The 21,214-nt window shown below is 64.3% G+C and carries 22 protein-coding genes; 5 read left to right on the forward strand and 17 right to left on the reverse strand.

What is annotated here, in order from left to right; translation table 11 throughout:
- Window positions 1-8 precede the first annotated feature (8 nt).
- The 14 genes from flgH to motA form a co-directional block, all read right to left on the reverse strand.
- A complete protein-coding gene (flgH, locus tag FXB40_RS15020) occupies window positions 9-704 on the reverse strand; it encodes a flagellar basal body L-ring protein FlgH (RefSeq protein WP_148772958.1) in 696 nt (231 codons plus the stop codon).
- Window positions 705-1,460 carry a MotE family protein gene (locus tag FXB40_RS15025; protein ID WP_187436889.1) on the reverse strand — a complete coding sequence of 252 codons (756 nt, stop codon included), beginning with the start codon at window positions 1,458-1,460 and terminating at the stop codon, window positions 705-707.
- Window positions 1,461-1,527: 67 nt separating this feature from the next.
- Window positions 1,528-2,658, reverse strand: coding sequence for a flagellar basal body P-ring protein FlgI (flgI, locus tag FXB40_RS15030; protein ID WP_148772960.1), 1,131 nt, complete (start codon window positions 2,656-2,658; stop codon window positions 1,528-1,530).
- Window positions 2,655-3,131, reverse strand: coding sequence for a flagellar basal body P-ring formation chaperone FlgA (gene flgA / locus FXB40_RS15035; protein WP_187436890.1), 477 nt, complete (start codon window positions 3,129-3,131; stop codon window positions 2,655-2,657). The genes flgI and flgA overlap by 4 nt, the downstream gene beginning before the upstream one ends.
- Window positions 3,132-3,144: 13 nt before the next feature.
- Window positions 3,145-3,936 carry a flagellar basal-body rod protein FlgG gene (flgG, locus tag FXB40_RS15040; RefSeq protein WP_148772962.1) on the reverse strand — a complete coding sequence of 264 codons (792 nt, stop codon included), beginning with the start codon at window positions 3,934-3,936 and terminating at the stop codon, window positions 3,145-3,147.
- A 17-nt stretch (window positions 3,937-3,953) separates the two neighbouring features.
- On the reverse strand, window positions 3,954-4,286 hold the full coding sequence (gene fliE, locus FXB40_RS15045; protein ID WP_148772963.1) for a flagellar hook-basal body complex protein FliE: 333 nt from the start codon (window positions 4,284-4,286) through the stop codon (window positions 3,954-3,956).
- A 2-nt stretch (window positions 4,287-4,288) separates the two neighbouring features.
- Window positions 4,289-4,705, reverse strand: a complete 417-nt coding sequence (flgC, locus tag FXB40_RS15050) for a flagellar basal body rod protein FlgC (RefSeq protein WP_148772964.1) — start codon at window positions 4,703-4,705, stop codon at window positions 4,289-4,291.
- A gap of 11 nt (window positions 4,706-4,716) precedes the next feature.
- Window positions 4,717-5,118: a flagellar basal body rod protein FlgB gene (gene flgB / locus FXB40_RS15055; protein WP_035973106.1), complete on the reverse strand. Its 402-nt coding sequence runs from the start codon at window positions 5,116-5,118 to the stop codon at window positions 4,717-4,719.
- 64 nt (window positions 5,119-5,182) lie between these two features.
- A complete protein-coding gene (flhB, locus tag FXB40_RS15060; RefSeq protein WP_148772965.1) occupies window positions 5,183-6,268 on the reverse strand; it encodes a flagellar biosynthesis protein FlhB in 1,086 nt (361 codons plus the stop codon).
- Between the two features lie 13 nt (window positions 6,269-6,281).
- Window positions 6,282-7,322, reverse strand: coding sequence for a flagellar motor switch protein FliG (locus FXB40_RS15065; RefSeq protein WP_148772966.1), 1,041 nt, complete (start codon window positions 7,320-7,322; stop codon window positions 6,282-6,284).
- Window positions 7,323-7,324: 2 nt separating this feature from the next.
- The gene (fliN, locus tag FXB40_RS15070; protein WP_027535981.1) at window positions 7,325-7,699 is read right to left on the reverse strand and encodes a flagellar motor switch protein FliN; all 375 of its coding nucleotides are present in this window, start codon (window positions 7,697-7,699) and stop codon (window positions 7,325-7,327) included.
- 75 nt (window positions 7,700-7,774) lie between these two features.
- Window positions 7,775-8,089 carry a hypothetical protein gene (locus FXB40_RS15075; protein WP_148772967.1) on the reverse strand — a complete coding sequence of 105 codons (315 nt, stop codon included), beginning with the start codon at window positions 8,087-8,089 and terminating at the stop codon, window positions 7,775-7,777.
- Window positions 8,070-9,011, reverse strand: a complete 942-nt coding sequence (locus FXB40_RS15080; RefSeq protein WP_148772968.1) for a flagellar motor switch protein FliM — start codon at window positions 9,009-9,011, stop codon at window positions 8,070-8,072. Before FXB40_RS15080 ends, FXB40_RS15075 begins: the two co-directional genes overlap by 20 nt.
- Window positions 9,008-9,904, reverse strand: a complete 897-nt coding sequence (gene motA, locus FXB40_RS15085; RefSeq protein ID WP_187436891.1) for a flagellar motor stator protein MotA — start codon at window positions 9,902-9,904, stop codon at window positions 9,008-9,010. The genes FXB40_RS15080 and motA overlap by 4 nt, the downstream gene beginning before the upstream one ends.
- Before the next feature lie 142 nt (window positions 9,905-10,046).
- On the opposite strand from motA, the gene FXB40_RS15090 reads away from it, so the two are divergent.
- The 4 genes from FXB40_RS15090 to FXB40_RS15105 all read left to right on the forward strand — a co-directional run bounded on the left by FXB40_RS15090 (window position 10,047) and on the right by FXB40_RS15105 (window position 14,424).
- On the forward strand, window positions 10,047-10,838 hold the full coding sequence (locus FXB40_RS15090; protein WP_187436892.1) for a DUF1217 domain-containing protein: 792 nt from the start codon (window positions 10,047-10,049) through the stop codon (window positions 10,836-10,838).
- Window positions 10,839-10,841: 3 nt separating this feature from the next.
- On the forward strand, window positions 10,842-11,570 hold the full coding sequence (gene flgF / locus FXB40_RS15095; protein WP_148772971.1) for a flagellar basal-body rod protein FlgF: 729 nt from the start codon (window positions 10,842-10,844) through the stop codon (window positions 11,568-11,570).
- Between the two features lie 36 nt (window positions 11,571-11,606).
- Complete coding sequence (gene fliI, locus FXB40_RS15100) at window positions 11,607-12,932, forward strand: flagellar protein export ATPase FliI (RefSeq protein ID WP_148772972.1); 1,326 nt, start codon at window positions 11,607-11,609, stop codon at window positions 12,930-12,932.
- An 856-nt stretch (window positions 12,933-13,788) separates the two neighbouring features.
- Window positions 13,789-14,424: a MarR family winged helix-turn-helix transcriptional regulator gene (locus FXB40_RS15105; protein ID WP_148772973.1), complete on the forward strand. Its 636-nt coding sequence runs from the start codon at window positions 13,789-13,791 to the stop codon at window positions 14,422-14,424.
- 296 nt (window positions 14,425-14,720) lie between these two features.
- On the opposite strand, the gene FXB40_RS15110 is transcribed toward FXB40_RS15105, so the two are convergent.
- Window positions 14,721-15,785: a ketopantoate reductase family protein gene (locus FXB40_RS15110; RefSeq protein WP_148772974.1), complete on the reverse strand. Its 1,065-nt coding sequence runs from the start codon at window positions 15,783-15,785 to the stop codon at window positions 14,721-14,723.
- A 360-nt stretch (window positions 15,786-16,145) separates the two neighbouring features.
- Between FXB40_RS15110 and FXB40_RS15115 the strand changes: the two genes are divergently transcribed.
- Entirely contained in the window at window positions 16,146-17,657 is a 1,512-nt protein-coding gene (locus FXB40_RS15115) for a helicase HerA domain-containing protein (protein WP_148772975.1), read from the forward strand.
- A gap of 157 nt (window positions 17,658-17,814) precedes the next feature.
- On the opposite strand, the gene FXB40_RS15120 is transcribed toward FXB40_RS15115, so the two are convergent.
- The gene (locus FXB40_RS15120; protein ID WP_148772976.1) at window positions 17,815-20,100 is read right to left on the reverse strand and encodes a TonB-dependent receptor; all 2,286 of its coding nucleotides are present in this window, start codon (window positions 20,098-20,100) and stop codon (window positions 17,815-17,817) included.
- Entirely contained in the window at window positions 20,081-21,145 is a 1,065-nt protein-coding gene (locus FXB40_RS15125; RefSeq protein ID WP_148772977.1) for a HoxN/HupN/NixA family nickel/cobalt transporter, read from the reverse strand. Before FXB40_RS15125 ends, FXB40_RS15120 begins: the two co-directional genes overlap by 20 nt.
- Window positions 21,146-21,214: the final 69 nt, after the last annotated feature.

A 21,214-nucleotide genomic window follows, 5' to 3' on the forward strand; every position in this document is an offset into this window, starting at 1 on the left:
CGCGAGCCTCAGAACGGTGCGACGGCGTCATAGATCCGGTGCCCCCATCCAGGTTGCTGCACGTCAGACAGATTTCCGCGACCGCCATAGGACACGCGCGCCTCGGCGATCTTCTCGTAGGAGATCGTGTTGGTTCGCGAAATATCGCGTGGACGCACGATGCCGCCGACGTTGAGCACGCGCATCTCCGTGTTGATACCGAACTCCTGCGACCCGCTGATCATCATATTTCCGTTCGGCAACACGTCGGTGACGACGGCCGCAATGGAAAGCTTGATGTCCTCGGAGCGGTCGATCTGGCCGTTGCCCTTGATCTGGGTATTGGTGTTGAGGTTGGCGTTGGTCTGGCCCTTGTCCTGCCATCCAGCGACGTCCATCAGCCAGTTCAGCCCGAACTGGATCTGCGAATCGCGCGAACGGTCGGTCTTGTTGTCGAGCTTGGCCTTGTCCTGCATCGAGATGATCACCGTCACGACATCGCCAATGCGCCGGGCACGGGGATCGCGGTAGAGATCGGTGCCGTCATCCCAGGTCGAGCGATAGCTGACGGGCGTGCGCATGCGGGGCGTCACCGGGATCGGATCGGCCGGCGCCCTCAGACCGCTGCCGACGGGCGACAGTTTCGGGCCGGTCAGGAGTTCCGCCGGATCATGGGAGCATCCGGCGAGAAGCACGAGCGACAGGATGAGGATCAGCGTCTTCATTTACTTGGTCTTCCCGTCATCCACGCGACGCATTCCACCGAGCAGGTCGGCGAGATGTGCTGCGCGCCCGGTCTCCATCTCGTTGAAAATTGCGCTCGAGCTCCTCGGGCTGAGCTTTGCGAGCACCGCGGCGGCCGTCTCGTCCGCCATGCCGGCGATCTGGGTGGCGGCGGCGTCCGGCTTCATGCGCGAATAGATCTCGACGACGCTCGCTTCCGCCTTCTTCAGGAAGTCGTCGCGCAGCGCCATCCACTTCTCGTATTCTGCGCGCTTGGCCTCGACTTCGGCGATCCGCTCCCGCAGCAGGCTCTCGGCCTTCTCCAGCTCTTTCAGCTGCCAGGCGAGCCTGGCGTCGACGGCGGGATCGGCCACGTTGCTGCAGAACAGCGCAACTTCATTGTCCCCAGGCGCGGCAGCTTGAGCCGGCGCCGGCTTCGGCGGCGCCGTGACACTGCCGGACTTCGCCGGACGGGGCACGGGTGCGGGGGCCGGCGCCGGCGGAGGAGCCTCCGTCGGAACCGCCCCCGTGATTGCGGGACCCGAATCTTCGGCCGCCCAGGCTGTTGCCCGTGAATTATCGCTCGGGGCCGGCGCGTGCGGCTTCTGCGGCCCGGGCGCGCGAGCGCGTGCGAAGGAGAGCAGATTGAGCGGCTTCGACGACTTCGGCTCGTCCAGCGCCAGCGCGGGCGACGCGCCCGCGAGCGCCAACATCGCGGCCAGGAGAAGAAGTTGCGCTATGTGATCCAGCTTCAGCATCGGGTCGCGTGCGATTCTCGGTCGAGACCAGAGCATTGAGCGACCAAGCTTGCACGACGCTTATGCATCATTGCACGATGACTTCGGCCTGCAGCGCACCGGCCGTCTTGATCGCCTGGAGGATCGCGATGATGCCGGACGGCTTCAGTCCGATCTGGTTCAGCCCGCGCACGAGGCGCTGGAGGTCGACACCGCTCAGGATCGCCACCTGCGATCCGGCCTCGTTGGCCTCGACGATGGTCTGTGGCACCACGACCGTCTGGCCTTGCGAGAACGGCGCCGGCTGCGACACCACGGGCATCTCGGTGACACGGACCGTCAAATTGCCATGGGTGACGGCGACGGTGGAGATTCGCACGTCGCGTCCGATCACCACCGTGCCGGTGCGCTCGTTGATCACCACCCGCGCCGGCGTGTCGGGCTCGACGGTGAGCTCACCGATCTCGGCGAGAAAGCGGACCGGGCCGACGTAGCGTGGCTTGGACAGCACGATGGTCCGGTAGTCGCGCTCGAAGGCGATCTGGGCGCGATAGCGGCCGCCGGCATAGCGATTGACGGCGTCGAGGATTCGCGTCGCGGTGACGAAGTCGGGGTTCTTCAGCTCCAGCACCAGGTATTCCATCTCGTGAAGGCTACCCTGCACCTCCCGCTCGACCAGCGCGCCGTTCGGAATACGGCCCGACGTCGGCGTGCCCTGGCTGACGTTCTGGGCCTGGCCTCCGACGCTGTAACCGGCGACCATGACCGCACCTTGCGCCACCGCGTAGACCGCACCGTCGGCCGCGCGCAGCGACGTCATCACCAGCGTGCCGCCGAGCAGCGACGTCGCATCCCCCAGCGACGACACCGTTACGTCCATCCGTTCGCCTGGGCCGATCGACGGCATCAGATCCGCGGTCACCATCACGGCGGCGACGTTGCGCGTGCGTAGCGTCGTCGGCCGCGCCGAGTTGTTCGTGCTGGTCGTCTCGTTCCGGACGTTGATGCCCATGTTTTCGAGCATCGACTGCAGCGACTGTTCCGTGAATGGCGCGTTGCGCAGGGTGTCGCCGGTGCCGTTGAGGCCGATGACGAGGCCATAGCCGACGATCTGGTTTTCGCGCAGACCCTTGATGTCCGCGATGTCCTTGATGCGGACGGCGGCCTGGGCGCTGGCGGCGGAAACGATAAGGAGAAGCGCGATCAGGAATCTGGTCATGACCCGTCCGCAACCCTGACGGTGCCGTCCGGCTGAACGATGGCCCTGATCATCACGCCCGTGTCGGTGTTCCGCACGGTAATGAGCGAGCCCGGTGCACCGGATTGCATAGCCGCACCGTAGGTCACGATCGACAGACCGGAGTCTTCGACCACGACCTTGACCATGGCGCCACGGGCGATGGTCCAGGGATCCTCGACCGAATTGGTGGGAATCGGCTGGCCCGGCAGCAACGCCCGCCGCGCCATGCGGCCGACGAGGACCTGACGCCCTTCGATGAACATGGCGACACCGAGCACGTTCGGCGCAAAGGTGCGCTCGGTGATCATGTCGTCCCTGATCAGCTCTCCGGCGCGGATCGCTACAGCCGGCACCGGAAGCCGCTTCTCGTCTGCGGCGGCGAGCCGCGCGGAGACGAGAACCAGCAGCGCGGCGGCCAACCCGCGCGCGATCAGGCCCACCCTGTTCAACATGGACACACCGGAACTAGCGACTGAGATTCTTCGATACCGTCTGCGCCATCTCATCCGACGCCTGGATGACCTTGGCATTCATCTCGTAAGCGCGCTGCGCCGAGATCAACTCGGTGATTTCCTTGACGGGATCGACGTTCGAGGCTTCGAGATATTGCTGGTTGATCTTGCCGTAGCCGGCATCGCCGGGGAGACCAACGACCGGGGCGCCCGACGCCGTGGTCTCGCGATAGAGATTGCTGCCCAGCGGCTCGAGGCCCGCTTCGTTGGCGAAATTGGCAAGGTTGAGCTGGCCGATCTGCTGCGGGTTCACTACCGTGTCCAGCTTGGCGAACACCTGCCCGGTCTGGTTGACGGTGACCTGCACCGTTCCCTGCGGCACCGTGATGTTGGGATCCAGCAGGTATCCGTCCATCGTCACCAGCTGGCCGGTGGCGTTGGTGTTGAACGAGCCCGCGCGGGTGTACTGCACCTCGTTGTTCGGGCCGAGCACCTGAAACCAGCCGCGACCGTTGATCGCGAGGTCATAAGGGTTGCCGGTCTGCGTCAGCGCGCCCTGGATGTGCAGCTTGCGGATCGCGGCCGACTTGACGCCGAGGCCGAGATTGGCGCCTTCCGGGATCGGCGAGGCGCCGTTGACGTTCGCAACACCCTGCATGCGGTCCATCTGGTAGAACAGATCGGTGAATTCCGCACGTGCACGCTTGAACGACGTCGTGTTGATGTTGGCGATGTTGTTCGCGATGACTTCGATATTGGTCTGCTGGGCATTCATGCCCGTGGCCGCGATGGCAAGCGATTTCACAGCGTCATTCCTTCAGATCAAATCGACATACGAACGACTTCTTGGTAGGCTTGCACGACCTTGTCGCGGACGGCGACCGCGGTCTGCAAGGCCTGCTCGGCCGACATCAGCGCTTCGACGACTTTCCGCGTCGATTCCTTGCCCTGCATCGCCGAGATCGACGCGCTCTCGCCGGCCTTCAGCGTACCGATCGCGTCCGTGGTCACCTGCTTCATCACCGAATCGAAGCCAACGTCGTCGCCGGCCTGAACCGGGGACGTCGCGCTGGGCGCAATGGTCTGCGTTTCGGTGATGCGGGACGCCGCCGCCTGCCCTGCGGTGATCGCAGTGGATGAAATCGCTTCTAGCATTTTCAGCTCCTCAAAAGATCGATGGTCATGCCGAGCATCGATCTCACCTGCTTCACCACCTGGAGATTGGCTTCATAGGACCGGTTGACTTCCCGCATATCCGCCATCTCGATCATCATGTTGACGTTGGGCATCTTGACGTAGCCGGCCTTGTCGGCCGCGGGATGTCCTGGATCGTACTCGACACGATAGGGCGTGGTGTCGACCCCGATCTCCTTGACCTTCGCCAGCTGCGAGCCCGAGGCACGATCCATCGCGGCATCGAAAGTGATGGTCTTGCGCTGATATGGGTCTGCGCCGGCGGTGCGCCCGGTCGAGCTCGCATTCGCGAGGTTTTCCGAGACGACGCGCATGCGGGTCGACTGCGCTTCGAGCCCGGAGCTCGCGACCGTCAATGAAGCCGATAGAGCGTCAAGCATGTCGGTTCGCCTCAGGTCTTCGCGCTGGTCAGGATCATGCGATTGAACGAACGCACGATCGCAGAGTTCATCGAATAGTCGCGATTGACGTCACTGCCCTTGATCATTTCCTGTTCAAGGCTGACCGAGTTGCCGGAGTGGACGACATCCCAGCTATCCTTCTTCGCGGTTGCCCGCGTATCGGTCTCGGCCGGGGAAAGCTGCATATGCGTGGGCGACGTCGTCGCAAGCCTGACCGGCATTCCGTCGAGCACCTTGTTGAACGGCTCGACGTCGCGCGCCTTGAAACCCGGCGTATTGGCGTTGGCGACGTTGGTGGCGATGGTCGACTGACGAAGCTCGAGCCAGCGTGCCTGCGACGATGCGAGTTCGAAGAGATAAAGCGGTCCCACGACGGCCCCATTATGATTCATTGGAGAGAACCCTAGGGCGTTAAGCTTTCGTCAAGCTGTTGGGCGACGCACCATCCTCGTAAATCTACTGAACCTTCTCGGGTCGCGGCGTTTGCTTCGACTGCAAGAAGTAGATGATCTCGGCAACCGGGCGGAAAAATTCGGCAGGGATGACCTGATCAACCTGCACCGCCTCGTAGAGCGCGCGCGCGAGAGCCTTGTTCTCGATCACCGGGATCTTGTTCTGCTCGGCGGCCTCGCGGATCTTCAGCGCGATCACGTCCATGCCCTTCGCGACCACCAGCGGCGCCGGGTTTTCGTCGCGGTTGTAGCGCAATGCGATCGCAAAGTGCGTCGGGTTCGCGATCACCAGCGTCGCGCGCGGCACCGAGGCGATCATGCGCTGGCGCGAGCGGTCGCGCGCGAGCGAACGCAGGCGCGCCTTGATCAGCGGATCGCCCTCGGACTGCTTGTGCTCGTCCTTGATCTCCTGCTTGGTCATGCGCAGCTCACGCCGCCAGCGGAAGCGCGCCCAGGCGAGATCGATCGCGACCAGAACGATCGTCGCAATGCAGATCGCCGACACGATCCGCATCGCGATGGTGAGGATCATCTCCGGCAACGCGACAGGATCGGTGTACATCGCCTCGAACGCTCTCGCCTCCGACGATCGCAGCACGAAGCAGACGACGATGCTCACCGAGGCGAGCTTGAACATCGACTTGGCGAACTCGACGAGGCCCTGCGCTCCGAAAATGCGGCTCCAACCGCTGGTCGGCGAGATTCGGGAGACGTCGGGCAGGATGCGCTGCAGCGCCAGCCGCGGCGCGTTTTGCAGCAGCGACGCGGCAAGCCCGAACACCGCAATGATCACGACCAGCGGCACCAGGAATCGCAGTGCCTCGAGACCCACCACGGTGAGAAGATTCTGTGCGTCCGCCGAGGTGCTGAGCGGGAAGCCGTCGGGTTCGTCGATAAAGCTCTTCAAGGTCGGCGTCAGTCGCTGCACGCCCTGGCCGATCAGGAACGCCTGGATCACCATCAGCGCCGCCATGGTCGCGAGCATGGATGCCTCCCGAGAGACCGGAATATTGCCCTGCTCGAGCGCATCGCGGACTTTCTTCTCGGTCGGCTCTTCTGTTTTGCTCTCCTGATCGGATGACTCTGCCATGCCTGCTCAGCGGTCAGCGGAAGACCAGCTCATCCTCCTGGTCGGGATTGAGCTCGATTTCGCCCTTCTCGGCGAGGTCGAGGGCGAGGTCGGTAATGACGCGGCGCGCCTCCAGCACGTCGCGCTGGTTCGACGGCTCGCCGATCGCGAGTTCGTGCTCGACGACGCGGCGGACGCGCGAGGCGACCGCGGACAGGATCAGCTCGCGGAAGTGCTTGTCGGTGCCCTTCAGCGCGACGACGATACGATCGGTCGGCACCTGGTCGAAGATCATGGTGCGCGCCTTCGGTGCCAGGTTGATGACGTCGTCGAAGGTGAACAGCAGCTCCTTCAACACTTCGGCGGATTTCGGTCGCTTCTCGGACAAGCTCTTGAGCATGTCCTCGATATGGCCGCGCTCCATCTTGTTGATGATGTCGGCGACGCGGGCGTAGGTGTCGGCGCCGAGGTTGCGGGCGAAATTGAGCGTCAGATCTTCGTGCAGCGTCTTCTCGAGGACCTTCAGCGCGTCGTCGACGATCGGCTTGAGGCTGAGCACGCGCCGCATCAGCTCGTTGCGCAGGCTCGACGGCAATTGGCTCATCACCTTGGCCGCGCAGGACGGCTTGACCTTGGACAGGATCAACGCCGCGGTCTGCGGATGCTCCTTGGAGAGGTAGGTCGCCAGCGAGTTTTCCGAGACCGACGAGACGCGGTCCCACACCGACCGGCTCGAATTGCCGAGCAGGTCCGACATGATCGCTGAGACCTGGTCGGCGGGAAGCACGTCGCCGAGCACCGCTTCGAGGCCGCCGAGGGTGCCGAGAATGTTCGCGCCCATCGAGAACTGCTGGGCGAACTCCTCGACGATCTGCTCGAGTTCCTGCGCCGTGATCGGCCGCAGCTCAGCCGCGGCCTTGGTGACGATGCGGATGTCCTGCGGCTCGAACTGCGCAAGCACGCTCGCGGCCGCCTGCCGGCCCATGGCCAGCAGGAGCGCCGCGACCTTTTCCGTTCCACCCAGCGTGGCAACGCCTCGCTGCTTGATGGGAGCGATGCCGACCTGTGCCGCCATGGTCAGGAATCACCCTGCCCCAGAGGTCCGACGATCTCGGTCAGCGAGACACCGAAGCGCGAATTGTCCTCCTCGACGACGACCACCTCGCCGCGGGCAACGACGCGGCCGTTGACTACGACGTCGACGGGCTCGCCGACGCGGTGATCCAGCGGAACCACGGCACCGCGGCCGAGCTTCATCAGGTTCGCCACCGGGATGGTCGCCGATCCCAGCACCACCTGCATGGTGACGGGAATGCGCAGGATGGCGTCGACATTGGCGAACTTGCCGGTCTCCTCCGCGGTGCGCGCGGCGATCTCCGCGAGCCGCTCCAGCGGAGACGTCTCGGCATCATCGGATGCGGTTGCTGACTCGTAGTCGAAGGATTGCGCCATTTGGTATCGCCTCTTGGTATTTCCGCTCCCGGAGCGCCGCGACGTTCCGATCTATCCGTTCAGCCGGTCCCGGCCTCAATGCTTGTTGGCCTCAGCGCCGCTCGCGGTCGCCGCGGGCTCGAGCCCGATCCGCGCATCGAGCGCCGCGATCGCGTCGTGGGCCTGGTCGATCTTCGTGCTCAGCACGTTGGCCAGCCGGCCGAGATTTGCCGTGGAATCATGCGCCGCGGTGATCACCGTATCGAAGGCGCCCGCGGTCTCGTGGACGATGGTCGAGAACTCACCCTGGTAGCTGCGCAGCCGTGCCAGTTCGCGGTGCATCCGGGTCACCCGCATGCTGGTGAAGGCCAGCGCAATCAGCAGCACGGCATCAACGAGATAGGATATCATCGACGAACTCCCGCTTCTGATCGACGGGATCTGCCACCTGCATGGCGTAGTAGCCATCAAGCTGGCCGATCTGGCACCAGAACAGCACCTGGTTGTTGCTCTCGAGCCGCGCCAGCGTGCGCGGCGTGGCTTCGAGCTCGAGCACCTGTCCGACCTTGAACTTCACGACGTCGTCGAGGATTATCATCTTCTCGTCGAGCACTGCGCTCAGCGTCACCTCGGTGCGGTGAACCTCGCTCTCCATCTGCTCGCGCCAGCGCGGATCGGCCGCGCGACCGTCGCTGACGACGACGTGAGCGAGCTTCTGCCGCAGCGGATTGAGCGCGGAGTGCGGAATGATCAAGAACATCTGGCCGCCGCGATAGAGTGCCTGCACCATGATGTTCGCGCAGATCGACATGTTGCTGCTGCGCCCGATCGCCAGCGACGCCATGGCGGTCTCGACCCGCTCGACGCGGAAGGTGACGTTGGACGTGCCAGCGAAGGCGGCCTGTAGCGCTTTGGCGAACCGTTCGAACAGCGCCTGGACCAGGCGGATCTCGATGTTCGAGAACGAACGCTCGACGTCGAGCGGCGGCTCGGCGCCGTCGGAGCCGAACATCGCCTCCACCATGGTGAAAACGAAGTCGCGGTCGAGCACGATAATGACGCGGGAGTCCCACTGTTCCGCATAGAGCACGGCGGCGACCGCGTTGCCCTCGTAGTCCTTGATGATGTCGCCGAGAGGATCGCTGGTGATGCCGTTGACCGAGAAGTAGCAGGGTGTACCCGCCATCGGCTGCAGGCTGTCCGTGCACGATGCCGCCATGCGATCGAAGATCACATTGAGCATCGGCATGCGTTCGATCGAGATGCCGGCCGCGTCCAGCAGGTAGTTCGGCAGCTGCTTCCGCTGATCGATCTCGACGTCTTCCATCGTCATGCGCGTGCAGCCTTGGGTTCAGCCTCGGTCACGACGGCCTTGGGACCTGCGATCGTCTCGTTCTCGACGACGTCGATCGACGGCCGCTCACCGCTCGCGATCATCTTGCGGCCGTGCTCGACGGCGATCTGCGGCATGGCGCCGTTCATGAACGCCAGCAGCGTCTGCTTGACGATAATGTAGGGCCGGCACTTCTTCTCGCGCGTCATCTTGATCTTCAACGCGAAGGGCGAAATGATGCCGTAGGACAGGAAGATGCCGGCGAAGGTGCCGACCAGCGCGGCGCCGATGAAGCCGCCGAGCAGCTTCGGCGACTGATCGAGCGCGCCCATGGCCTTGATGACGCCGAGCACGGCGGCGACGATACCGAGTGCCGGCAGCGCCTCTGACACCGTCACCAGCGCATGATAGGGCGTCAGCTTGCTCTTCACGATGGTGTGGATCTCCTCATCCATGAGCGCTTCGATCTCGTGCGTGCGCGCATTGCCCATGATGATGAGGCGGACATAATCGCAGATGAACTGGAGCAGCGCCGGGTCCCCGAGCACGCTCGGAAACGCCTTGAAAATCTCCGAGGACGAGGGATCGTCGATATGCGCCTCGACCTCGTTGCGGCCCTTCCCGCGCAGTTCGCGCATCAGGGCATGAAGCGCTCCGAGCAGATCGAGATAATAGCGCTCACCCGGCACCGCGCCGGTGATGGCCTGCATGCAGGCAACCCCGGAGTCCACGACCGTCTTCCACGGGTTGGCCACGAGGAAGGTGCCGACCGCGGTGCCGATGATGATCACGAATTCCCACGGCTGCATGAGCACGGCCAAATGCCCGCCCATGGCGGCAAATCCGCCGAGCAGTGCCGCCACCGTGATGAAAATCCCCACGAAACTGAGCAACCCGCCACTCCATCGCCGATCCCATCGGGAATATCTAGTCGGCGACGCTTGCGCGAAGCTGGCTTCCGCATGGCCAGCCCCGCGCAAGCAATTCACGGCAGCCTGAGACGACGTCGCAATAGCGGCCAAAGGGGCGCGTGCCATGCTATCCACGATCGCGGATTACACCAGACTGACCACCGACATGAGCAAGTCGCTGACTCAGGTTGAGCAGCAACCTGATGTCAGCCGCGATACCGCCTACTACCTGGCCAACATCGGCAACGTGAAGAGCATCGACGATTTCCTGAACAACTATAAGCTCTACTCCTATGCCATGAAGGCCTTCGGCCTCGACGACATGATCTACGCCAAGGCGTTCATGCGGAAGGTGCTGACCGAGGGCATCGCGACCTCTGACACCTTCGCCAACAAGCTGAGCGACAGCCGCTACCGGGACTTCGCCGCCACTTTCAATTTCGCCGCCAACGGCGCCAATGCGACCCAGAGCACCGCGGCCACGACCGGCACGACCAGCCAATATGCCACCCAGACCTTGGAGCAGGATGCCGGCGACCAGAACGAGGGCCTGCGGCTTGCGCTCTACTTCACGCGCAAGGCCTCCTCCGTCACGAGCCCCTACCAGATCCTTGCCGACAAGGCGCTGACCCAGGTGGTACAGACCGCGGAAGGCTGGTCGTCGATGATCTCTTCGTCCGACATCGACATGCAGGCCAAGATGATCACGGACAAGATCAATCTCACCGATTTCCAGGACCCGACCAAGGTCACCAAATTCGTGCAGCGTTTCGCCGCGATGTGGGACGCGACCCAAGCCCAGAGCGACACCTCGACCAACCCCGCGCTGGTCCTGATCACCGGCGCGTCGGCGTCGTCGACCAGCATGGACACCGACTTGCTCACGACACTTCAGAACATCAAGTTCAACAGGTAACCCATGCAATCGGCTCTTTATGTGGGATTGTCGGCGCAGGTCGCGCTCGAAAAGCGCCTCCAGACGATCGCCAACAACGTCGCCAACGTCAACACCTCCGGCTTTCGCACCGACGTGGTGAAATTCGAGACGGTGTTGTCCAAGGCCGCCGCGAACCCGGTCGCGTTCTCCTCGCCCGGCGAGAACATCATCTCGCGCGAGGCCGGCAGCATCACCGAGACCGGCAATCCGCTCGACGTCGCCGTGGTCGGACAGGGCTGGATCGCCTTCGCCGGCCCCAACGGCACGGTCTATACCCGCGACGGCCGGCTCCAGATCGCCGCCAACGGCGACCTTCAGACGGTGTCGGGCTTCCCCGTCATCGATTCCGGCGGTGCGCAGATCTCGCTCGACCCGAACGGCGGGCCGGTCTCGATCTCGCGCAGCGGCGCGATCACCCAGGACAACAACGAGATCGGCACCATCGGCCTGTTCAACATTCCGGCCGATGCCGATCTCGACCGCTACGGCAATTCCGGCGTCACGCCCGACCGTCCCGCGACCGCCATCGGCGATTTCAGCCGGGACGGCTTCAAGCAGGGCTATGTCGAAGGCTCCAGCGCCAATCCGATGATGGAATTGACCAAGCTGATGTCGGCCTCGCGCGCCTTCGACAGCACCAATTCGCTGATCGAGGGCACCGAGAGCACGCTCAGCAATGCAATCCGGACGCTGGGCGATCCGAGCAAGTAGGCTGCGCGTCGCGCGTAATTGGGGTGGACGGTTTCCTTGAACGCTCTTCGTCAACTTGAGTGGGCGCTGCTCGAACTCCAGCAGAGTACGCCGCTGGCAAGCATCAGCGGCGCGATCTCCGAGATCGCGCCGACGCATTTCCGCGTCTCCGGCCTGTCGCGCGCCGTCAAGCTCGGCGAGCTGATCGGTGTCAATTCCGGCGGTAAGCCCCAGATCGGCGAGGTGGTGCGGATCGACAGCGACGGCATCGTCGCAAAGCCGTTCGACCGGCAATTCGCCGGCGGACTCGGCTCGGTCGCCTACCGCATGCCGGCATTGTCGTTCGCGCCGGATCCGAGCTGGAAGGGCCGCGTCATCAACGCGCTCGGCGCCCCGCTGGACGGAATGGGCCCGCTCACCCCGGGATCGCGTGCGGTCTCGGCAGAGACGGACGCGCCGCCCGCGATGAAGCGGGCGCGCGTCCACAAGCCGTTGCGCACCGGCGTCCGCGTCATCGACCTGTTTGCGCCGATCTGCGCCGGCCAGCGCGTCGGCATCTTTGCCGGCTCCGGCGTCGGCAAATCGACGCTGCTCGCGATGCTCGCCCGCAGCCAGGGTTTTGACACCGTCGTGCTGGCGCTGGTCGGCGAGCGCGGCCGCGAGGTGCGCGAATTCATCGAGGACGTGCTCGGCAACGACCGCAACCGCTCCGTCACCATCGTATCGACCGGTGATGAAAGCCCGATGATGCGGCGGCTGGCGCCGAAGACGGCAATGGCCGTGGCCGAATATTTCCGCGACCGCGGCGAATCGGTGCTGCTCGTGGTCGATTCGATCACCCGATTCGCCCATGCTTCCCGCGAAGTCGCGCTTGCGGCCGGCGAGCCCGCGGTGGCCCGCGGCTATGCCCCGACGGTCTTCACCGACCTGCCGCGCCTGCTCGAGCGCGCCGGACCCGGCGAGGAGGGCTCCGGAACCATCACCGGCATCTTTTCCGTGCTGGTCGACGGCGACGACCATAACGAGCCTATCGCAGACACCATCCGCAGCACATTAGACGGGCACATCGTGCTCTCCAGGCACATTGCCGACCAGGCGCGCTATCCCGCAGTCGACGTGCTGGCCTCGGTTTCCCGCCTCGCCCACAACGTCTGGGACCCCGAGGAGCGCGAATTGGTGAGCAAATTGCGCACCCTGATCGCCAAATACGAGGACACCCGCGACCTTCGCCTGATGGGCGGATACCAATCGGGACGTGATTCGGGGCTCGACCAGGCGGTCGACATGGTTCCGCGAATCTACGACGCCATGCGACAAGACGTCTCTGCTGCGCCGAGCGCCGATCCGTTCCGCGAGCTCAGGGACATGCTCAAGGGCGACTAGCGGCGCAGGCCGTTAGCCGGCCGCGCGACCCGCGCCCTCGCATCTTGCCCTCGATACGCGCATGTCGTGGCACAAACTGCATAGGCGCTTGTTCGCCAGCAATGTTCGCCGCGCGAATCTCAACCATTTGGATGAGACCATCAGCATGGTCGTGGAAAACGACACGCGGATGATACTCCAGGTAGAACATCATAACAACCGCCACGTGTAATCCCAACGAGTTCCCCTGATGCCGTCATGGCGATTCCAGAAGCAGATCGCGGAAGTTGTGGATGATTTTCGTGGCGCACAGTGCCTGTCGTGCACAAGCATCGATCATCTTGCATCAACGACGGACAGCAATATCCGTGCAATCAAACGGGCGTAGAACTATGTGCATCTAGCCGGCTAGACTGCGCATGCGTTCACCATCATGTGTCCTGAAGAGCGAGATTGTCTTGAACGTTACATTCGTCTGCAACGACATCCGATCTCCACGAGTGTCTCTACTTGATTTTGTTGAGAAGCTCATTCATCGTTTCGGTCGAACATAAGAAACGTCTGCGTGTGACTTGAACTCAGGGGCTTCGGTTGTACAACTCCGATCCATCGTCCGGCAGTGACGGCAGCTCGGGCTTGCGTTCGACGAATCTGCGGTTGGCATGCCATCGGCAGCAGCGTTTCTCGCGCAGTATCTTGCGACGCTCATCAGTCCAAGTCATGTGCCGTGCAGTCCAGGGCTTCGCGCTGAAGCCCGGCACGACGCACGTATCGGACATTGGCGGGCATCAGGATTCCCGCGAGACATTCGTGCGCCATGGTGGAAAGTGGCTTCGGGGCGCCGCACACGCGATTCCCGGGGCGAGGTAGGAATTTTATGCCGTTGGCACGCGAAGCAGTCGAGCTGCTGGTTCAGGCGGCCAGAGCCTGGTATTTCGAAGGCAATCAACACGGGTTACGCGATCGGGAATGGATGGCGCTGCGCTTTCTCGGCCGCGCCAATCGCTTCTCGCGCACACCATCCGCGCTCGCCGGCTTCATCGGCGCGACCAGGGCGACCGCATCGCAGATCGTGAAGACGCTGGAGAGCAAATCCTTCCTGGTGCGAAAACCGTCGCAGGAAGACAAGCGTTCTGTCGTGCTCCACGTCACTGCGCAGGGCGAGAAATGCCTGAGCCAGCACGATCCGATCAATCACGTCGTCAATGCCGTCAGGGCACTCGAGACCGACGAGCGTCTCCGGCTGCGCGACTCGCTGCGCGAGGTTCTCAATCATCTCGACGCCGCCCATCAGCGGCTCGATGCCAGCGTCTGCCGCGATTGCATGTTCCTGGCCGAGCGCAGCCCCGGCACGGGCAAGGGGCGCGCCACCGCCGAGTTCATGTGCCGGCTGTATCGCGCGCCCGTCTCGCTCGAGGAGACGGAGCTGCTCTGCACCAGCTTCGAGCGCACCCGTGACCGCCCCAAGATCGAGGAGCATCTCGATCGCGCGCGCGTAGCAAACCAGAGTTGAGGCAGCCGCGCGCCGCGTGAGCGGCCGGCGAGAGGTTACGAGGCGCAGTGCCCACCATTCCGATCACGGTACGCATTGTGGTGGGCACGCTTCCGCCTTCGCTCTTCGAGCTACGGCGGACAAGTCGCTTTGCCCACCCTGCGATGTCCGAGATCTTGGCTCGCTCCCTCCCCGTCGTCATTGCGAGCGCAGCGAAGCAATCCAGAATCCCTCTGCGGAAAGACTCTGGATTGCTTCGCTGCGCTCGCAATGACGGAGTATGAGTCGGTATCGCGTTTGCCCGCACCTCGGCGCCGTTACTGCGCGCCCGATCCGCCCTGCACGATCTTTTCGTTCAGCTTCTGATCGACGGTATCGACCGTGCGATCGATCTCGGCATTGGGCGCGCCGATCTGATGCGAGATCAGCTTCACCAGAAGATCGACGCGCTCGATGAACGGCGCGCCGCTGGCCACGGCCCGCGCCGCTGACGAGGGCTTGAGCAGGCTTTCGGCGGCCTTGGCATATTTCGCAAACGGCACCTGATCCTGCGGATCGGCGCCGAGGCGGCGGGCGATGGCGTCGACATGGTCGTAGATCGTCTGCGAGCGCGCGAGGTCGCCGTGCACGGCGTCGCGGATCGACTGCGGCTCATGCGGCGTGATGCAACGGTAATTGCCGGTGAGCAACATCGACCATTTCGCCAGCGGCACGAACAACGAGTCGAACACTTTCAGCTTCACCGGCACGTCCTGGCCCGCCAGCGTCACCGCGTCGATATCGGCCTCGAGCTCGCGCAGCACCCTGTTGTGCTTCTCGTCGGCGAAGGCCGAGGCCTTGAAATTCGTGGGCAGGCCGACATGCAGCACGTTCGCCGCCTCTTCCGGCGGACGGAAGGCCTGCGGATCGGGCGAACACAGCGTCACCAGCCCCGGCTCGAACCGCTCCCACACCTGCGCATTGGTGTAGGCCTCCTCGAGGTCCATGTCGGCGAGCGCCGGAATGCGCTTGAGATAAGGCAGCGGCGGCATGTTCATGATCGAGAGGCACGGCAGCTTCGCCGCGGCGATCTTGATCATGAGCATGCGGACCGTATGGTTGGTGTATTGCGGCTCCTGCATCGCAAGGCCGACCAGATCGTAGCGGGAGACGTCGACATTCTGCGGCGTTATCGCGTCGAGCTTGCCGGGCAGGTCGCGCGAGAAGATCGCGCGGTGCACCGCCTCGTCGCGCAGCTTGATGCGCACCTCGGTACCGTCGCGGTTGATCAGCTCCGCGGTCTTGGACCGGCAGACCAGGGTCACGTTGTGCCCGGCCATCAGCAGCTTCGTGCCCAGCAGGGAGCCGTAAGAAGCTCCCAGAATCAGAACGTTACGCGCCATGTTCGTCCCCTCGACAATGTGTGTGATTTTTGAGCCCCGGGGCGTTATCCGCGGGTGCGTTGGCGGCATCTAAGGCAAACCTGCCGGGGATGGCAACTGGGATAATGCATACAAGGCGCCACCGGATATTCCACGGTGCGGGCGAAACCGACAGCGGGGTTCCCTCGAAGTAGTTGCGATTTTACCGAATCCTGGCTTCGTCGGGTCATCCGCCTCTCATCCCGGCCCGCACTTTCTACGGCTTTCGAATCTCGACTGAAATCCGCCGTGGGCAACGCGGCGTGATTCGTCCTGTTTCGCTCGACGCATCCCGCTTCGATTGATAAGCCCCTGTCCGCGAATGGAAGGGCCTGAGTCGGGATGACGGTTGCAATCGAGATGGGGTTGACCACGGCGGGCGCCGCGGCGGCCATGGACCTCGAGGAACTCCTGGCGACCCGCCTCCTGGTGCAGGGCAATTCCGGCTCCGGCAAGTCGCATCTGTTGCGGCGCCTCTTGGAGCAGAGCGCGCCCTGGGTGCAGCAGGCCATCATCGACCCCGAGGGCGATTTCGTCACGCTGGCCGAGCGCTTCGGCCATCTCGTGATCGAGGCCGAGGATCACACCGAGCGCGGCCTTCAGGTCGCCGGTGAACGCGCGCGGCTGCACCGGGTCTCCACCGTGCTCAATCTCGAAGGGCTGGATGCCGAGAACCAGATGCGGCGCGCGGCCGCCTTCCTCGGCGGCCTGTTCGACGTGGAGCGCGACCATTGGTACCCGATGCTGGTGGTCGTCGACGAGGCGCAGCTGTTTGCGCCCGCGGTCGCCGGCGAAGTGTCCGACGAGGCACGAAAACTCTCGCTCAGCGCCATGACCAACCTGATGTGCCGCGGCCGCAAGCGCGGGCTCGCCGGCATCATCGCGACGCAGCGGCTGGCAAAGCTCGCCAAGAACGTCGCCGCCGAAGCCTCGAACTTCCTGATGGGCCGGACATTCCTCGACATCGACATGGCGCGCGCCGCCGATTTGCTCGGCATGGAGCGGCGGCAGGCGGAAGCCTTTCGCGATCTCGAACGCGGGCAATTCATGGCGCTTGGACCTGCGCTGTCGCGTCGTCCGCTGCGGCTGAACATCGGCCCCACCGACACCAGTCCGCGCAATTCCACGCCACGGTTGATGCCGATGCCGGGAGCGGCGCTGGAGGACGCGCGCGCCGTGATCCTGGCCGCGCCGCCGCCGGATGCCAGCCGGCCGCAGCGTCGCCCTGCGCCTGACCTGCTCGAGCAGCTCCGTGCGGCCAAGGCGGCAACGCCCGAGGTCAGCCCCGAAGTGGTCGAGACCCCCGTCAGTGCCGAAGAACTCGCGGAACGGCGCGAGCGCGTGGATCGGACGTTGCACGCCGTGATGGCCGCGCCCGATGCCGGCTTCCGCGCCATCGGCGTGCTCTATCAGGAATTCGTGGTCCGCTGCCGCATCGAAGGCCTTGGCGCGGCCGTACCTGACCTCGGCGAATTCCGCCGCATGTTGACGCATGCGCGTGCCGGGCTCGGCACTGATATCGCCGAGGACGATGCCTGGCAGGAGGTGACGCTGCGCGCCTCGATCCTGCCCGACGACATGCAGGGCGTGTTCATGATGATCGCGCGCGCTGCCAAGGAAGGCTGGCCTTGCCCCGGCGATGCCGCGATCGCCCGCGCCTACGGCTCGCACTCGCTGCGCCGGGCGCAACGGCTGCTCGGCTATATGGAGGAGCAGGGCCTGATCGTCGTCCAGCTCGACGGCGGCGGACGCAGGTTCGTGACGCTGGTGGAGCTCGCGTGGGCAACCGCTCCGGGCGACCCCAATGGCGACGACCAGCCGACCGAGCCGATGCCGAGCGCAGCTTCGGCCTGATTGCTACCACGAAGATGGTGCGCGCCCTCTCCCCCTTGCGGGAGAGGGTTGGGGAGAGGGTCTCTCGACACTGGGATTCCCCAAGAGGAGAAAACCCTCACCCGCGCCTGCGGCGCGACCTCTCCCGCTTGCGGGAGAGGTTATGGAGCCCGCGGCACTAGAATGCCCCAGCCAAAGTAACGCGAAACGTCAGCGGCTCGACCGGGTGCAGCACGTAGTCCATCACGCCGTTCTGGCAGACCGCGGTCGGCGCGACGCCGCCGGTGCAGAGATTATAGAGCGTGTCGGTCTTGAGCAGCGAACCATAGGCATAGGTGATCTGGTTTGCCCGTGTGTCGAACAGATTGAGCACGTCGAGCTGGATGCGCCAGCCATTGTCCGCGCGATAGCCGAGGCGGCCGTTGAAGATACTGGTCGCTGACGAGCGGAACGCATTGTCCTCCGTCAGCGGGCTCGCCGCCAGACAGCGCCAGCGCGCGCCGCCGAACCAGCCGGTCTTCTCGCCGAGCGTGATGCCGGCCGAGGCCACCATCGGCGGCGCATTCGGAATATAATTGCCGGGCGCGTTGCCGATCTGCGCCTCCGGATAGCCGGCCAGCGAAGCGTAGACCGCCGCCTGCTCTCTGTCGGTGCCGCGAAAGCGCGCATGCGTCATCGCGAGATCGGCGTCGATGTCGATCCAGGAGCGCGGGCGGTAGTGGTTAGTCCACTCGAAACCGTAGCGGCGGCTGGCGCGCGTCGCCTCGGTGTCGCCGGCATCGCCCGAGAACAGGATCTCGGAATCCTGGTCGAGGATGAAAACGCTGAATGACGAATCGAGACCGGGAATGATTTTGCTGCGAACGCCGACCTCGGCGCCGCGCGTGCGCACCAGCAGCGGCGACGGCGAGAGTTTTGTGGCGGGATCGCTGGGGTCCTCCGTCGTGGTCGCACCACGGGCGTCGTTCGAATGCATGCCATAACCGGCGCCGAGGAAGAATTCAGTCTGGTTGAACGGGCCGAGCACCATCCTGAATTTGGGGCTGCCGAGCGAGGCATCGACGTGCCCGGAATTACTCGCGTTGAACAGCGAAGTGACGTCGGCAGCATAATAATCGCCGCGCCAGCCGACCGTGGTCCGGAGCCAGTTGGTCCAGCGCACGGTGTTTTCGGCAAAGATTCCGACGCTGCCCTCGCCGACCTTGTCGCTGCGGACGCTGGAGAGGAAGCTGCGCTGGAAAGTGTTGGAGAGCGCCAGATCGATCGCATCATAGCGCGATTGCAGGCCGAAATTGGTCTGCATCGGCAGACCCGCGAACGAGCCGTTCAGCGTGCGCGAGATATTCGCGCCGGCCATCAGGCGATCGTCGTGCTGGTGAAACTGGTCGCCGAGCACGGGATCGTTCAGGAAGTAAGTGAAGTTGTTGAAGAGATCGAGCTGGCTCTTCACGACATAGGCGTTGGCTTTCCAAGAGCCGAGATCGTCGCTCTGCGCCACGCGGCCCGATAGCGCGAAGCGATTGGTGTTGCCGCCGTCGCTCGGATCCTCCGAGCCGAAGCGGTCGAGAAATCCGCTGGTGATCGCGCGCTGCGGCACCTGGTCGGTCGAATTCCACTTGTTCGTATAGGCCATCCCGGTGACGGAGACGCCGTCGGTCGCGGTGCCCTGGCTGTAGCGCAGGAGGCCGTTGAGCTTGCGCACAATGTCAGGATTATCCCACGGGCCGTTATAGGTGCCGAGCTCGCCGGCCACGAGCAGCGAACCGTCGTCTACCTTCGCCGAGTCCATGCCGAGCAGGCGGCGATAGCCAAAACTGCCGGCGGTGATTTGCGCGAGGCCCTTTTCGGTGCGGTCGATCAGGCCGGTATGGACGCTGCCGACGGAGGCGAAATCGCCTTCGTCGGCGAAATACGGACCCTTGCGCACATCCATCGTGCCGATGGTCTCGGGGATCAGCCAATTCAGGTCCGCATAACCCTGGCCATGCGCGTGAGTGCGCATATTGACGGGAACGTCGTCGACGGTGATGGCGAGATCGGTGCCGTGGTCGAGATTGTAGCCGCGCAGAAAATACTGGTTGGCTTTGCCTTCGCCGGAATGCTGGGTGACGATCAACCCCGGCACGGCCTCAAGCGCCTCACCCAGCCGCGTGAAGGTGCGCGCATTGAGCGCCTCGCCGGAGATGGTGAGCTCGCTCGCCATGCTCGGTGGGCTGTGCACGCCGGAGGCGGCGCCTGACGGAGCAGGCGTCGGCTGGGCGACATGACGCGGCGCCGCGGCCGGTCTAGCAGTACGCCGTGGCGTGGGCGGCTTCTTGCGATGCGGCGCCTCGCCGCCGGTGATTTGTATCGGCGGCAGTTCGCTCTGCGCAAACGCCTTGCCGTCATCTGCGACAAGGACGAAAGCCGGAAGCGCCGCGAGAACGATGCAACGAGGGCCGGGCTCAGGCCGTCTCGGTCGCATCGAGACCATCCGGCGCATCGCCGCGCGCGTCTGTGAACATGCGGCGGTAGAACAGGCTTGAGACGAGCCAGGCGATCATGAACAGCGCGATCACGGCGAAGCCGACATTGGCGAGCGAGTCGTTGAGGGCATCGACCAGCGTCCACACGCCGCCGGAAAGCCCTAGCCGGTCGGCGATCAGGCCAAGCGCCTCGATGCCGCCGATGAACAGCGCAACCGCAACGGACGCACCGGTGATGGTCAGGTTGTACCAGAGCTTTCGCATGGGATCGACGAATGCCCAGCGATAGGCACTCACCATCAGTGCGGAGTCGGCGGTGTCGACCAGCGCCATGCCCGATGCGAACAAAGCGGGGAAGACCGGGATATCGGCTAACGACGCGCCGCGCGCGGCTTCGGTGGCGGAGAGGCTGAGCAGGCCGATCTCGGTTGCGGTGTCGAAGCCAAGACCGAACAAGAGGCCGAGCGGAAACATGTGCCAGGACTTTGTCACCAGGCGGAACATCGGGCCGAGCAGGCGTGCGAGAAAGCCGCGATGGGCGAGCAGTGCGTCGAGCCCGGCGGCGTCTTGAACACCCTGCTCACGCGCCACGCGAAACGTCCGCCACAGGCCTGCGAAGATGGCGAGGTTGATTACCGCGATCGCCAGCAGGAACAACGCCGACACCGAGGTACCGATCAGGCCACCAATGTCCCTCAGAAAACTGTCGCCGCCAAGGCTGACCACGCCGAGCGCGAGCAGCATGGTTGCGACTACGACCACGCTGGAATGGCCGAGCGCGAAATAGAGGCCGACGCTGCGCGGCGTATCGCCCGCCTGCATCAGCTTGCGCACGACATTGTCGATGGCGGCGATGTGGTCGGCGTCGACCGCGTGACGCAGGCCGAACACCCAGGCGAGCAGCGCGGTTGCCATCACTGCGGGCCGGTCGCCGAACGCCGCAAAAGCCCAGGCCCATGCGGCGACATTGGCGGCGACGAGCCCGCCGAACAGCAGCACCATTCCGGGCTCGGCCGCCCGCAAAGACCTCGTCACGAAACTCATCACGCCGCGCGCCTCGTTGCGTCAACGGTATGATCTTTTCATAGAATGATCATACGGGCCAGTGCAATC

The organism is Bradyrhizobium rifense, assembly GCF_008123425.1.
GTDB classification, from domain to species: Bacteria; Pseudomonadota; Alphaproteobacteria; order Rhizobiales; family Xanthobacteraceae; genus Bradyrhizobium; species Bradyrhizobium rifense.

Bases quoted from the DNA above. Each gene is read 5' to 3' on its own strand.
- flgH (WP_148772958.1), bottom strand. From the start codon at position 704: ATGAAGACGCTGATCCTCATCCTGTCGCTCGTGCTTCTCGCCGGATGC.
- FXB40_RS15025 (WP_187436889.1), bottom strand. From the start codon at position 1,460: ATGCTGAAGCTGGATCACATAGCGCAACTTCTTCTCCTGGCCGCGATG.
- flgI (WP_148772960.1), bottom strand. From the start codon at position 2,658: ATGACCAGATTCCTGATCGCGCTTCTCCTTATCGTTTCCGCCGCCAGC.
- flgA (WP_187436890.1), bottom strand. From the start codon at position 3,131: ATGTTGAACAGGGTGGGCCTGATCGCGCGCGGGTTGGCCGCCGCGCTG.
- fliE (WP_148772963.1), bottom strand. From the start codon at position 4,286: ATGCTAGAAGCGATTTCATCCACTGCGATCACCGCAGGGCAGGCGGCG.
- flgC (WP_148772964.1), bottom strand. From the start codon at position 4,705: ATGCTTGACGCTCTATCGGCTTCATTGACGGTCGCGAGCTCCGGGCTC.
- flgB (WP_035973106.1), bottom strand. From the start codon at position 5,118: ATGAATCATAATGGGGCCGTCGTGGGACCGCTTTATCTCTTCGAACTC.
- flhB (WP_148772965.1), bottom strand. From the start codon at position 6,268: ATGGCAGAGTCATCCGATCAGGAGAGCAAAACAGAAGAGCCGACCGAG.
- FXB40_RS15065 (WP_148772966.1), bottom strand. From the start codon at position 7,322: ATGGCGGCACAGGTCGGCATCGCTCCCATCAAGCAGCGAGGCGTTGCC.
- fliN (WP_027535981.1), bottom strand. From the start codon at position 7,699: ATGGCGCAATCCTTCGACTACGAGTCAGCAACCGCATCCGATGATGCC.
- FXB40_RS15075 (WP_148772967.1), bottom strand. From the start codon at position 8,089: ATGATATCCTATCTCGTTGATGCCGTGCTGCTGATTGCGCTGGCCTTC.
- FXB40_RS15080 (WP_148772968.1), bottom strand. From the start codon at position 9,011: ATGACGATGGAAGACGTCGAGATCGATCAGCGGAAGCAGCTGCCGAAC.
- FXB40_RS15090 (WP_187436892.1), top strand. From the start codon at position 10,047: ATGCTATCCACGATCGCGGATTACACCAGACTGACCACCGACATGAGC.
- flgF (WP_148772971.1), top strand. From the start codon at position 10,842: ATGCAATCGGCTCTTTATGTGGGATTGTCGGCGCAGGTCGCGCTCGAA.
- FXB40_RS15105 (WP_148772973.1), top strand. From the start codon at position 13,789: ATGCCGTTGGCACGCGAAGCAGTCGAGCTGCTGGTTCAGGCGGCCAGA.
- FXB40_RS15110 (WP_148772974.1), bottom strand. From the start codon at position 15,785: ATGGCGCGTAACGTTCTGATTCTGGGAGCTTCTTACGGCTCCCTGCTG.
- FXB40_RS15115 (WP_148772975.1), top strand. From the start codon at position 16,146: ATGACGGTTGCAATCGAGATGGGGTTGACCACGGCGGGCGCCGCGGCG.
- FXB40_RS15120 (WP_148772976.1), bottom strand. From the start codon at position 20,100: ATGCGACCGAGACGGCCTGAGCCCGGCCCTCGTTGCATCGTTCTCGCG.
- FXB40_RS15125 (WP_148772977.1), bottom strand. From the start codon at position 21,145: ATGAGTTTCGTGACGAGGTCTTTGCGGGCGGCCGAGCCCGGAATGGTG.